At 72.3% G+C, this 12,879-nt stretch carries 9 protein-coding genes; 4 read left to right on the top strand and 5 right to left on the bottom strand.

Annotated features, from left to right (window positions below; genetic code table 11):
* Positions 1-9 precede the first annotated feature (9 nt).
* Positions 10-1,356: a M16 family metallopeptidase gene (locus tag ACFXMG_RS18655; RefSeq protein ID WP_383820212.1), complete on the bottom strand. Its 1,347-nt coding sequence runs from the start codon at positions 1,354-1,356 to the stop codon at positions 10-12.
* A 182-nt stretch (positions 1,357-1,538) separates the two neighbouring features.
* On the opposite strand from ACFXMG_RS18655, the gene ACFXMG_RS18650 reads away from it, so the two are divergent.
* Positions 1,539-3,998, top strand: coding sequence for a DNA topoisomerase (ATP-hydrolyzing) subunit A (locus tag ACFXMG_RS18650; protein ID WP_383820215.1), 2,460 nt, complete (start codon positions 1,539-1,541; stop codon positions 3,996-3,998).
* Between the two features lie 85 nt (positions 3,999-4,083).
* On the top strand, positions 4,084-4,347 hold the full coding sequence (locus ACFXMG_RS18645; protein ID WP_383820218.1) for a hypothetical protein: 264 nt from the start codon (positions 4,084-4,086) through the stop codon (positions 4,345-4,347).
* Positions 4,348-4,356: 9 nt separating this feature from the next.
* Here ACFXMG_RS18645 and ACFXMG_RS18640 read toward each other — a convergent pair whose 3' ends face one another.
* Positions 4,357-5,427, bottom strand: a complete 1,071-nt coding sequence (locus ACFXMG_RS18640; protein WP_383820221.1) for a CobW family GTP-binding protein — start codon at positions 5,425-5,427, stop codon at positions 4,357-4,359.
* Between the two features lie 229 nt (positions 5,428-5,656).
* On the opposite strand from ACFXMG_RS18640, the gene ACFXMG_RS18635 reads away from it, so the two are divergent.
* The gene (locus ACFXMG_RS18635; RefSeq protein ID WP_383820223.1) at positions 5,657-7,342 is read left to right on the top strand and encodes an ATP-binding protein; all 1,686 of its coding nucleotides are present in this window, start codon (positions 5,657-5,659) and stop codon (positions 7,340-7,342) included.
* Positions 7,343-7,377: 35 nt separating this feature from the next.
* Positions 7,378-8,091 (top strand): response regulator, encoded by a 714-nt coding sequence (locus ACFXMG_RS18630; RefSeq protein ID WP_383820323.1) that lies wholly within the window; start codon positions 7,378-7,380, stop codon positions 8,089-8,091.
* 30 nt (positions 8,092-8,121) lie between these two features.
* On the opposite strand, the gene ACFXMG_RS18625 is transcribed toward ACFXMG_RS18630, so the two are convergent.
* From ACFXMG_RS18625 to ACFXMG_RS18615, 3 genes are all read right to left on the bottom strand, one after another.
* On the bottom strand, positions 8,122-9,714 hold the full coding sequence (locus ACFXMG_RS18625; RefSeq protein WP_383820226.1) for a cation acetate symporter: 1,593 nt from the start codon (positions 9,712-9,714) through the stop codon (positions 8,122-8,124).
* On the bottom strand, positions 9,711-10,142 hold the full coding sequence (locus ACFXMG_RS18620; RefSeq protein WP_383820227.1) for a DUF485 domain-containing protein: 432 nt from the start codon (positions 10,140-10,142) through the stop codon (positions 9,711-9,713). The genes ACFXMG_RS18625 and ACFXMG_RS18620 overlap by 4 nt, the downstream gene beginning before the upstream one ends.
* A 284-nt stretch (positions 10,143-10,426) precedes the next feature.
* Complete coding sequence (locus tag ACFXMG_RS18615; protein WP_383820229.1) at positions 10,427-12,544, bottom strand: type IIA DNA topoisomerase subunit B; 2,118 nt, start codon at positions 12,542-12,544, stop codon at positions 10,427-10,429.
* Positions 12,545-12,879 lie beyond the last annotated feature (335 nt).

The raw sequence follows: 12,879 nt of genomic DNA, 5'->3' as shown, positions 1-12,879 counted from the left end.
CGGCATCGGTCACTTGTCCGCTCCCTCTTCCTCGTCGCTGTCGCTGTCCTCGGTCTCCACCGGCTCGTAGACCAGCACCGCGCGGTTGTCGGGGCGCAGTCGGGCCGCGGCCACCTCGCGCACCTCCTCGGCGGTGACGGCGAGGACGCGGTCGACCGCGGTCAGCGCCAGCTGGGGGTCGCCGAACAGCACGGCGAAGCGGCACAGTTCGTCGGCGCGGCCGGCCACCGTGCCGAGCCGGTCGAGCCATTCGCGCTCCAGCTGGGCCTGGGCGCGCTCCATCTCCTCGGCGGTCGGGCCCTCGGCGGCGAAGCGGGCGAGCTCCTCGTCGACGGCCGTCTCGATGGCGGGGACCTCGACGCCGCCGGAGGTCTTGACGTCCAGCCAGCCGAGGGAGGGGGCGCCGGCGAGCCGGAGCAGGCCGAAGCCGGCGGCGACGGCGGTGCGGTCGCGGCGGACCAGCCGGTTGTGCAGGCGGGAGGACTCGCCGCCGCCGAGCACGGTGAGGGCGAGGTCGGCGGCGTCGCACGCGCGCGTGCCGTCCTCCGGGAGCCGGTAGGCGGCCATCAGGGCGCGGGCCGGGACGTCCTCGACGAGGACCTCGCGCAGCTGCCCGCCGATGACCTCCGGAAGGGCGCCGTCGCGCGGGGCGGGCTTGCCGTCGTGGCCGGGGATGGAGCCGAAGTACTTCTCGACCCAGGCGAGCGTCTGCTCCGGGTCGATGTCGCCGACGACCGACAGGACCGCGTTGTTGGGCGCGTAGTAGGTGCGGAAGAAGCTCCGCGCGTCCTCCAGGGTGGCCGCGTCCAGGTCCGCCATCGAGCCGATGGGGGTGTGGTGGTACGGGTGGCCCTCGGGGTACGCGAGCGCGGTGAGCTTCTCGAAGGCGGTGCCGTACGGCACGTTGTCGTACCGCTGGCGGCGCTCGTTCTTCACGACGTCGCGCTGGTTCTCCATCGACTCGTCGTCGAGCGCGGCGAGCAGCGAGCCCATGCGGTCGGCCTCCAGCCAGAGCGCGAGCTCCAGCTGGTGGGTGGGCATGGTCTCGAAGTAGTTGGTGCGCTCGAAGCTGGTCGTGCCGTTGAGCGAACCGCCGGCGCCCTGGACGAGCTCGAAGTGCCCGTTGCCGTGCACCTGCTGGGAACCCTGGAACATCAGGTGCTCGAAGAGGTGGGCGAGGCCCGTGCGGCCCTCGACCTCGTGGCGCGAGCCGACGTCGTACCAGAGGCATACCGCGGCGACCGGGGTCAGGTGGTCCTCGGAGAGGACCACCCGCAGGCCGTTCGCCAGCCGGTGCTCGGTCGCTGTCAGGCCGCCGGAGCCGGCCTCGGCCGTGGCCGTGTGACCCATGGGCATGTACGTCCCTTCGATCGCGATCTGGAAAAGTCCTGCCACTGTATGCAAGCGCGCCGACACCTGGCGAAGTTCCCGGCCCCCTCGGATGTCCCTCGTCCGGGTCGCGGTCCACGTTGTCGGTGGCACGGTCCACAATGGTCCGCGTCAGATCAAGCTTTGTCGGATAAGGAGCCGCAGCCGCGATGGCCCGCCGCAGCACGAAGACACCGCCGCCGGACGACGCGTACGAGGAGAGGATCCTCGACATCGACGTCGTCGACGAGATGCAGGGCTCCTTCCTCGAGTACGCCTACTCGGTCATCTACTCGCGCGCGCTGCCCGACGCCCGCGACGGCATGAAGCCGGTCCAGCGGCGCATCGTCTACCAGATGAACGAGATGGGCCTGCGCCCCGACCGCGGGTTCGTCAAGTGCGCCCGCGTGGTCGGCGAGGTGATGGGCAAGCTGCACCCGCACGGCGACGCCTCGATCTACGACGCCATGGTGCGCATGGCGCAGCCGTTCTCCATGCGCGTGCCGCTGGTCGACGGCCACGGCAACTTCGGTTCGCTGGGCAATGACGACCCGCCCGCCGCCATGCGGTACACCGAGTCGCGGATGGCCCCGGCCGCCCTGCTGATGACCGAGTCCATCGACGAGGACACGGTCGACTTCGCGCCCAACTACGACGGGCAGGAGCGGGAGCCGGTCGCGCTCCCCGCCGCGTACCCGAACCTGCTGGTGAACGGCGCCTCGGGCATCGCGGTCGGCATGGCGACCAACATGCCCCCGCACAACCTCGGCGAGGTGATCGCGGCCGCGCGCCACCTGATCCGCTACCCGAACGCGGACCTGGACGCGCTGATGCGCTTCGTCCCCGGCCCCGACCTGCCGACCGGCGGCCGGATCGTCGGCCTCTCCGGCATCCGGGACGCCTACGAGTCGGGCCGCGGCACCTTCAAGATCCGGGCGACCACGACGGTGGAGACCGTGACGGCCCGCCGCAAGGGCATCGTCGTCACCGAACTGCCCTTCACGGTCGGCCCCGAGAAGGTCATCTCCAAGATCAAGGACCTGGTCGGCTCGAAGCGGCTCCAGGGCATCGCCGACGTCAAGGACCTCACCGACCGGGCCCACGGACTCCGCCTGGTCATCGAGATCAAGAACGGCTTCGTGCCCGAGGCCGTCCTGGAGCAGCTCTACAAGCTGACGCCGATGGAGGAGTCCTTCGGCATCAACAACGTGGCCCTGGTGGACGGCCAGCCGCTCACCCTCGGCCTCAAGGAGCTCCTGGAGGTCTACCTCGACCACCGCTTCGAGGTCGTCCGCCGCCGCTCCGAGTACCGCCGCGGCAGGAAGCGCGACCGGCTCCACCTGGTCGAGGGCCTGCTCGTCGCCCTCCTCGACATCGACGAGGTCATCCGGCTCATCCGGGAGAGCGAGAACTCGGCGCAGGCGAAGGAGCGCCTGATGGAGCGCTTCTCGCTGAGCGAGATCCAGACCCAGTACATCCTGGACACCCCGCTGCGCCGGCTCACCAAGTTCGACCGCCTGGAGCTGGAGACCGAGCGCGACCGGCTGACCGGCGAGATCGACGAGCTGACCGGCATCCTGGAGTCCGACTCCGAGCTGCGCAAGATGGTCTCGGCCGAGCTGGCAGCGGTCGCGAAGAAGTTCGCCACCGACCGGCGCACGGTCCTCCTGGAGTCGGCGGGCGCGCCGGTCACGGCCGTCCCGCTGGAGGTCGCCGACGACCCGTGCCGGGTGCTGCTCTCCTCGACCGGCCTGCTGGCCCGCACGGTCTCGGCGGAGCTGCCGCCGGCCGATCCGGACGCCAAGCGGACCAAGCACGACGTGATCGTCTCGGCGGTGGCGGCCACCCAGCGCGGCGACGTGGGCGCGGTGACCTCGACGGGCCGTCTGCTGCGGGTCGCCGTGATCGACCTGCCGCAGCTGCCCGACACGGCCGCCGCGCCGAACCTGGCGGGCGGCGCGCCGCTGAGCGAGTTCCTGTCGCTCGACGGGGACGAGACGGTGATCTGCCTGACCACCCTGGACGAGTCCTCCCCCGGTCTGGCGCTGGGCACCCTCCAGGGCGTGGTCAAGCGGGTGGTGCCGGACTATCCGGCGAACAAGGACGAGCTGGAGGTCATCACCCTCAAGGACGGCGACCGGATCGTCGGCGCGACCGAGCTGCGGACGGGCGACGAGGACCTGGTCTTCATCACCTCCGACGCGCAGCTGCTGCGCTACCAGGCGTCCCAGGTGCGGCCCCAGGGCCGCCCGGCGGGCGGCATGGCGGGCATCAAGCTGACGGCCGGCGCCGAGGTGCTGTCCTTCGGCGCGGTGGATCCGGCGGCGGACGCGGCCGTGTTCACGGTGGCGGGCTCGACCGGCACCCTGGACGGCTCCGCGGCGACCTCGGCGAAGCTGACCCCGTTCGACCAGTACCCGCGCAAGGGCCGGGCGACCGGCGGCGTGCGCTGCCAGCGCTTCCTGAAGGGCGAGGACACCCTGATCCTGGCCTGGGCGGGCGCCCTGCCGGCCCGCGCCGCGCAGAAGAACGGCACCCCGGCCGCACTCCCGGCCCCGGACCCCCGCCGCGACGGCTCCGGCACCCCCCTCCCCGGCACAGTGGACGTGGTGGCAGGCCCGACGAGCTAGCCACCGGCCCCTCCCGGCCCGGTACGCGCACGCACACGCGTACGCGTCGAAGCCCCCCGCTCCGGATGGAGCGGGGGGCTTCGTCATGGCCGCACGCGGCAGGACGGGCAGGGCGGACCTCTTCAGGGACCCGCACTTCACCCTGCTCGCGGTCGGGACCGCCGAGCCGCCCGCGGCCCTGCCCGAGTCCGTGCGCACGGCCCGGCTCGCCGCCTACGCGCCGTACGGCACCGGCGTCTTCCTGATCCGCCCGGACGGGTACGTGGGCTGGGCCGGCGAGCACGCCGACGCGAGCCTCGACGCCTACCTGGCGGCGGTCGGCCTCACGCCGGCGGTGGTAACGGCCTGAGAGACAGCCTTACGCCTCCGACTCCGTCCCCGACTCCGCCTCGGGAGGCTCGTCGCCCTGCGGTACGTACCGGAGGACGCCCCACATGCTGTGCTCGTCCGGGGCGTCCTCGGGTCCGTCCAGCGCGCAGGCGGCGAGCTCCTTGCGCAGAGCGGTCGCGTCGACGCCGGAGCCGATCAGGACGAGCTGCGAGAGGCGCTCCTCGCCGGCCGGCCAGGGCTCCGGGTAGAAGCGCAGGAAGCGGCCGACCGCGTGCACCAGATAGCGGTGGTCGGGATCGGCGGCGCCGAAGTCCACGAAGCCCTTGAGGCGGTACAGCCCCTCGGGGCGGGAGTCGAGGAAGGCCATCAGCCGCCGCGGGTGCAGCGGCACCGCCGTGGCCAGGGAGACGGTGTCGTAGGCGGCGTGCGCGTGGGCGTGGCCGCCCTCGTCGCCGTAGAGGATGTCCTCGATCGACATCTGGCCGGCGATCTCGCCCTCGGGGACGACCCGGTCGAAGAGCAGCTCGGGATCGATCCGGCCGTGCGCCGCCTCGATCACCGCGGCCCGCTCCGCGAGCCCGGCCACGGTCTCCCGGACGGCCCTCAGCTCCTCCTCGGGCACCCGGTCGGCCTTGTTGACGACGACCAGGTCGGCGAGGGCGAGGTGCCGGTCGGTCTCGGGATGCCGCTGCCGGGTGGCGTCGAGCTCGGCGGCGTCGACGACCTCGACCAGCCCGCCGTAGACGATCCGCCGGTTCTCGCTGGCGAGCACCATCCGGACCAGCTCCTGCGGCTCGGCGAGACCGCTGGCCTCGATCACGATCACGTCGAGGCGCAGTTCGGGCCGGGTCAGCACCTCCAGGTACTCGTCCAGCTCGCTCGCGTCCACCGCGCAGCACAGACACCCGTTGCCGAGCGAGACCGTGGACCCCACCTGCCCGGCGACGGTCATCGCGTCGATGTCGATGTCACCGAAGTCGTTGACCATGACCCCGATCCGGGTCCCCCGGGCACCGCGCAGCAGCTGGTTCAGGAGCGTGGTCTTCCCGGCCCCGAGAAACCCGGCGAGGACGACGACGGGGATCTGCTGCGCGCTCAAGAAGCATGCCTTTCGCTGGACGAGGACGAGTCCGGACACGGAGGGGACCGGACGACGGGGCTGGACGGGTACGAGAAACGGCCAGGGCCCAGGATAGGCAGCCCGCCGCGGCGGAACCCGTGCCGCACGCGCGCGTGCCCACCGCCAGGGCCTCGAACCCCCGACCCGGGCCCCACCCCCGCCACAGCCACATTTCCGGTCGCGCGCGCCGCCCCCGTACCGTTTCGGCATGACCAGCGCCGCTTCCCCCCTCCCCTCCGCCCGGCCCGCCGTGCGCCGGCGGCGACGGCTGGGGTGGCCGCGGCGGGTGTTCTCGCAGGTGCTGCTGATGCAGCTGGCGGTCGCCACCGGCGTCACCGTGCTGGCCACCGGGCTCTTCCTGGCCCCGCTGAGCGCCCAGCTCGACGACCAGGCCATGCGGCGGGCCCTCGCCATCGCGGAGACCATGGCCTCCACCCGTACCGCCGGGGACCTGGCCGGCGGGCCGCCGTCGGCGACGGGCCCGGTGCAGCGCGAGGCGGAACGGATCCGGGCGGCGACCGGCGCCGAGTACGTGGTCGTCATGGACACCCGCGGCGTGCGCTGGTCCCACACCGACCCCGGCCAGATCGGCCGGACCGTCTCCACCGACCCCAGCGAGGTCCTGGCCGGCCGCGAGGTCATGGAGATCGACAGCGGCACCCTCGGCCGCTCGGCGCGCGGCAAGGCGCCGCTGCTGGACGCGGACGGCGGGATCGTCGGCGCGGTCTCCGTCGGCATCGAGTACGACAGCGTCCGCGACCGGCTCCTCTCCGCGATCCCCGGCCTCCTGGCCTACGCGGGCGGCGCGCTCGCGGCCGGCGCGCTCGCCGCGTACCTGATCTCCCGGCGGATCCAGCGGCAGACCCGTGACCTGGCCTTCTCCGACATCTCGGCGCTGCTCGCCGAGCGCGAGGCGATGCTGCACGGCATCCGCGAGGGCGTGGTGGCCCTGGACCGGAAGGGTTCCGTCCGGCTCCTCAACGACGAGGCCCAGCGCCTGCTCGGCCTCGGCCCCGAGGCCGCCGGGCGGCCGCTCGACGCGCTCCTCGGCCCCGGCCGTACCGCCGACGTGCTGACCGGCCGGGTGACCGGCGCCGATCTGGTGACCGTCCAGGGCCACCGGGTGCTGATCGCCAACCGGATGCCGACGGACGACGGCGGCGCCGTGGCGACCCTGCGCGACCGCACCGAGCTGGAGCGGCTGGGCCGGGAGCTGGACTCCACGCGCGGCCTGATCGACGCCCTGCGCGCCCAGGACCACGAGCACGCCAACCGGCTTCACACCCTCCTCGGCCTGCTGGAGCTTGAGCTGTACGACGAGGCGGCCGACTTCGTCACCGAGGTCGTCGGGGTGCACCGGGCGACCGCCGAGCAGGTCACCGAGAAGGTCCACGACCCGCTGCTCGCGGCCCTGCTGGTGGGCAAGGCGACGGTCGCCGCCGAGCGCGGCGTCTCGCTCCGGATCGCCCCGGACTCCCTGCTCCCCGACCGGCTGGTCGACCCGCGCGAACTGGTCACCGTCGTCGGCAACCTCGTCGACAACGCCCTGGACGCCGCCTCCGGCACCCCGGACGCCCGGGTCGAGGTCGCCCTGCGCGCCGACGGCCGGACGGTGGTCCTGCGGGTCGCCGACAGCGGCCCCGGTGTCCCCGAGGACCGCCGTGAGCTGATCTTCACCGAGGGCTGGACGACCAAGGAACCGCCCGCCCACGGCAAGCGCGGCCTCGGCCTCGCGCTGGTGCGGCGCCTCGCCGAGCGTCGCGGCGGCACCGCGCGCGTGGCGGCCCGCCCGACCGGCGGCGCGGAGTTCACCGTGATCCTTCCGGACGCCCTGACAGAACCCACCCCGCGCGCATCGGCGGGCACACCCACGGCCGAGGAGCGATCCCGATGAGCGACGTGACCGACGCGACCGACGTGACGCACGGGATGGGCGGGACGAACGCGACAGACGCGTCCGACGCGATCCATGTGCTCGTCGTCGACGACGACGCCCGCGTGGCCCGGGTGAACGCCGCGTACGTGACCAAGCTGCCCGGCTTCCGGGTCGCGGCCACCGCCCACTCGACGGCGGAGGCGCTGGCCGTCCTGGACGGCCGGCCGGTGGACCTCGTCCTCCTCGACCACTACCTCCCCGACGAGAACGGCCTCGCCGCCATCCGCGAGCTGCGGGCCCGCGGCCACGAGTGCGACGTGATCATGGTGACCGCGGCCCGGGACGTGGCGACCGTCCAGGCCGCGATGCGGCACGGCGCCCTCCAGTACCTGGTGAAGCCGTTCAACTTCGCCGGGCTGCGCTCCAAGCTGGAGGCGTACGCGACGCTCCGCCGCACCCTGGAGGGCGGCGGCGAGGCGGAACAGGCCGAGGTCGACCGGATCTTCGGCACCCTCGCGGCGGGCGCCGTCGCCCCCGACCTGCCCAAGGGGCACTCCCCGACCACGGCCGAGCTGGTCCGCCAGGTCCTGCTGGCCGCCGACGGCCCGCTCGCCACCCAGGAGCTGGCCGAACGGGCCGGCGTCAGCCGCCAGACCGCCCAGCGCTACCTCAAGCTCCTGGAACGGAACGGCCGGGTCCGGCTCTCCCTGCGGTACGGCGAGACCGGCCGCCCCGAGCACCGCTACACCTGGGTCTCCTCGCCCTGACGCCCCGTATCCGAGGCGAGAAGGCCCCGGTCAGGCCGCCCCGGCACCGGTGAGCGCCCTCACCTCGGTCTCGGCGTGCCGCGCCTCGTCGGGCGGCTCGGGCGAGGTGACCGTGCCGAGCCAGCCGGCGAGGAAGCCGAGCGGGATGGAGACCAGGCCCGGGTTCTGCAACGGGAAGACCTGGAAGTCGACGCCGGGGAAGAGCGCCTCCGGGCTGCCGGAGACGACCGGCGAGAACAGCACCAGGAGCACCGCCGGGACGAGCCCGCCGTACACCGACCAGACCGCGCCCCGGGTGGTGAACCGGCGCCAGAAGAGCGAGTACAGCAGCACGGGCAGGTTGGCCGAGGCGGCGACCGCGAAGGCGAGGCCGACGAGGAACGCCACGTTGAGGTCGCTGGCGAGCAGCCCGAGCCCGATCGCGGCAGCCCCGATGACGGCGGCGGCCACCCGCGCCACCGCGACCTCGCTGTACTGCTTCCGGCCGGGCCGGCGCAGCGAGGCGTAGAGGTCGTGGGCGACGGACGCCGAGGAGGCCAGGGTGATCCCGGCGACGACGGCGAGGATGGTCGCGAAGGCGACGGCCGCGACGACCGCGAAGAGCACCGCGCCGCCGGTGGAACCCGCTCCCCCGCCGAGGTCGAGCGCGAGCAGCGGGACGGCGGTGTTCCCCGAGGCGTTGGAGGCGCGGACCTCCGCGGAGCCGATGAGGGCGGCGGCGCCGAAGCCGAGGACGATCGTCATCAGGTAGAAGCCGCCGATGAGGCCGATGGCCCAGACGACGGAGCGGCGGGCGGCCCGCGCCGTGGGCACGGTGTAGAAGCGGGACAGGATGTGGGGCAGTCCGGCCGTGCCGAGGACGAGCGCGAGGCCGAGGCTGATGAAGTCGAGCCGGGCGGTCCAGTCACCGCCGTAGCGCAGCCCGGGGCCGAGGAAGGCGCTGCCGTGGCCGCTGCGTTCGGCGGCGGTGCTGAGCAGGCTGTTCACGTCGCCGTGGAAGCGGACCAGGACGAGCACGGTGAGCGCGACAGTGCCCGCCATCAGCAGCACCGCCTTGACGATCTGGATCCAGGTGGTGGCGCGCATCCCGCCGAGCGACACGTAGATCACCATCAGCGCGCCGACGCCGATGACCGTCCAGGTGCGCGCCGCCTCGCCGGTGCCGCCGAGGAGGAGGGCCACCAGGCTGCCGGCGCCGACCATCTGGGCCACCAGGTAGAGCACCGAGACGGCGACGGAAGAGGTGCCGGCCGCGATCCGTACGGGCCGCTCGGCCATCCGCGCGGCGACGACGTCGGCGAGGGTGAACCGGCCGCAGTTGCGGACGAGTTCGGCGACGAGGAGCAGCACGACCAGCCAGGCGACCAGGAAGCCGATGGAGTAGAGCATGCCGTCGTAGCCGTAGAGCGCGATGAGGCCGGAGATGCCGAGGAAGGAGGCCGCGGACATGTAGTCGCCGGCGATGGCGAATCCGTTCTCCATCGGCGAGAAGAGCCGGCCGCCGGCGTAGAACTCCTCGGCCGATCCGTGCCGGTTGCGGCTCACCCAGGTGGTGATGCCGAGGGTGACGGCGACGAAGGCGCTGAAGAGCAGCAGGGCGAGTGTCTGGTGGTCTCCGTTCACCACTGTCCGGCCCCTCTCGTCATCTCCTGGGTGTCCCAGCGCAGTTCGAGCGCGGCCCGGTCCCGGCGCAGCCGCGCGTGGCGCGCGTAGGCCCAGGTGAGGAGGAAGGTGGTCAGGAACTGGCCGAGGCCGGCGATCATCGCCACGTTGACCGCCCCGGCGACCGGCCGGGCCATCAGGCCGGGGGCGGCGGTGGCGGCGACGACGTAGGCGAGGTACCAGAGGAGGAAGGCGCAGGTCGCGGGGAAGGCGAACCGGCGGTAGCGGCGCCGTACCTCCTGGAAGGCGGGGCTGCGCTGGACCTCCAGGTAGATCTCGGCCGCGCCGGGCGCCCGGTGCGCGGCGGCGTCGTACCGCTGCCGGGGCACCCCTTCCGCCGCCCCGTCGTCCCGCGCCCCCGCGCGCTCCTGCTCGTCCTGCTGCTCCACCGGTCAACTCTCCTTGTCAGCGAACCGTTTCGGCCGCGTGCCCAAGGATGGACAGAGTGGGCAGATCCCGGACTCTTCTCCCTCCGGTCTTCACCCCATCAGGTGACCTTTCGCCCCGGTGACTGACCGGACCGCACCGATATGCGTACGGATGCCGAACGGCCCGGCCCCCGTGATGCGGGGGCCGGGCCGGTGCGGTGCTGTGCGGTGCGCGCCTGAGGCGGCGGTACGGCTCAGATGCCGATGCGGCCCGGAGGTCGATGCGGCTCAGGCGTCGATGCGGCTCAGGCGTCGATGCGCGAGCGGTCGAGCGTCGCCGCCGAGCTGGTGATGAACTCCTTGCGGGGCGCCACGTCGTTGCCCATCAGCAGGTCGAAGACCTGCTCGGCCGCGTCCAGGTCGCCGATGTTGATCCGGCGCAGGGTGCGGTGGCGCGGGTCCATCGTGGTCTCCGCGAGCTGGTCGGCGTCCATCTCGCCGAGACCCTTGTAGCGCTGGATGGAGTCCTTGTAGCGGACCCCCTTGCGCTGGAACTCCAGGAGCGTCTGCCGCAGCTCGGTGTCGGAGTACGTGTACACGTACTTGTCCTGGCCCTTCTTGGGCTGGATCAGCTCGACCCGGTGCAGCGGCGGCACGGCGGCGAAGACCCGGCCGGCCTCGACCATCGGGCGCATGTAGCGCTGGAAGAGGGTCAGCAGCAGCGTCCGGATGTGGGAGCCGTCGACATCGGCGTCGGTCATCATGATGACCTTGCCGTAGCGGGCCGCGTCGATGTCGAAGGTGCGGCCGGAGCCCGCTCCTATGACCTGGATGATCGCGCCGCACTCGGCGTTCTTGAGCATGTCCGAGACGGACGACTTCTGGACGTTGAGGATCTTGCCGCGGATCGGCAGCAGGGCCTGGAACTCGCTGTTGCGGGCGAGCTTGGCGGTGCCGAGCGCGGAGTCTCCCTCGACGATGAAGAGCTCGCTGCGCTCGACGTCGTCGCTGCGGCAGTCGGCCAGCTTGGCCGGCAGGGAGGAGGACTCCAGGGCGGTCTTCCGGCGCTGCGCGTCCTTGTGCTGGCGGGCGGCGATCCGGGTACGGGCCGCGGCGACGGCCTTGTCCAGGACGGCCCTGGCCTGGGCCTTGGCGTCCCGCTTGGTGGAGGTCAGGAACGCCTTGAGCTCGCGGGCGACCACGGTGGCCACGATGCGGCGGGCGGCCGAGGTGCCGAGGACCTCCTTGGTCTGGCCCTCGAACTGCGGCTCGGCGAGCCGGACGGTGACGACGGCGGTCATGCCCTCCAGGGCGTCGTCCTTGACGATGTCGTCCTCGGCGACACGCAGCATCTTGGCCGAGCGGAGCACCTCGTTCACGGTCTTCGTGATGGCCTGCTCGAAGCCGGAGACGTGGGTGCCGCCCTTGGGGGTGGCGATGATGTTCACGAAGGACCGGAGGGTGGTGTCGTACCCCGTGCCCCAGCGCAGGGCGACGTCCACGCCGAGCTCGCGGGTGACCTCGGTGGGGGTCATGTGGCCGCGCTCGTCCAGGACGGGGACGGTCTCCTTGAAGGTGCCGGTGCCGGTGAGGCGCAGCACGTCGCAGACGGCCTTGTCCTGCGCGAGGTACTCGCAGAACTCGCTGATGCCGCCGTCGAAGCGGAAGACCTCCTCGCTCTTGCCGATGCCCTCCAGGTCCCGCTCGTCGCGGACGACGATGGTGAGGCCGGGCACGAGGAAGGCCGTCTGGCGGGCGCGCTGGTGCAGCGTCTCCAGGCCGAGCTTGGCGTCCTTGAGGAAGATCTGGCGGTCGGCCCAGTAGCGCGTGCGGGTGCCGGTGCGGGTCTTGGGCACCCGCTTGGCCTTGATCAGCCCGCCCGAGGGGTCGAAGGGGCTGTCGGGGCCCTGCTCGGTGAAGATGCCGGGGACGCCGCGCCGGAAGCTGATCGCGTGCGTGGCCCCGCCCCGGTCGACCTCGACGTCGAGACGGGCCGAGAGCGCGTTGACGACGGAGGCGCCGACGCCGTGCAGACCGCCGGAGGCCGCGTACGAACCGCCGCCGAACTTTCCGCCGGCGTGCAGCTTGGTCATGACGACCTCGACGCCGGACAGGCCGGTCTTGGGCTCGACGTCGACCGGGATGCCCCGGCCGTTGTCCCGGACCTCGACGGACCCGTCGTCGTGCAGGATGACCTCGATGTGGTCGCAGTAGCCGCCCAGGGCCTCGTCGACCGAGTTGTCGATGATCTCCCAGAGGCAGTGCATCAGGCCACGGCTGTCCGTGGATCCGATGTACATTCCGGGGCGTTTGCGGACCGCTTCGAGCCCTTCGAGGACGAGCAGGTGCCGCGCGGTGTAGTTGGAACCGTCACGGTCTGCGGTCAGCAGCGCACTGGACGGCACGGACGTTTCGGCGGTCACGCGGTTCGCTCCTCGCTGAATTTGAAATCTTGCCCGATGGGGTGAGTACCGGCGTCGCTCACCGCTCAGAGGGTACCGATGCCTGGTAGGGCCGCTGAAACGCCACCCTCCCGGTTTCCTCATGCTAGTCCAGGCTCGCATGGATGTTCGATCCCTCGATGGGGTGACGCGAACATCACGTTCCCTTCCAGGCATGAACCATCTAGGCTCCGGGCACGTCCTCATGAACAACCGGCAACCCCGCCGGGAGGACGACCGACACCACAGCAATGCGAAACCCGTAGAGCGACGCAATACGGCTCATTCGCCGCCAACCGGCAGCAGACAGCCACCTT

It is taken from the genome of Streptomyces sp. NPDC059201 (assembly GCF_042754585.1).
Classification (GTDB): Bacteria; Actinomycetota; Actinomycetes; order Streptomycetales; family Streptomycetaceae; genus Streptomyces.
Note: the sequence above shows the minus strand (reverse complement) of the source record. Positions and strands in the feature narration are given on the sequence as shown.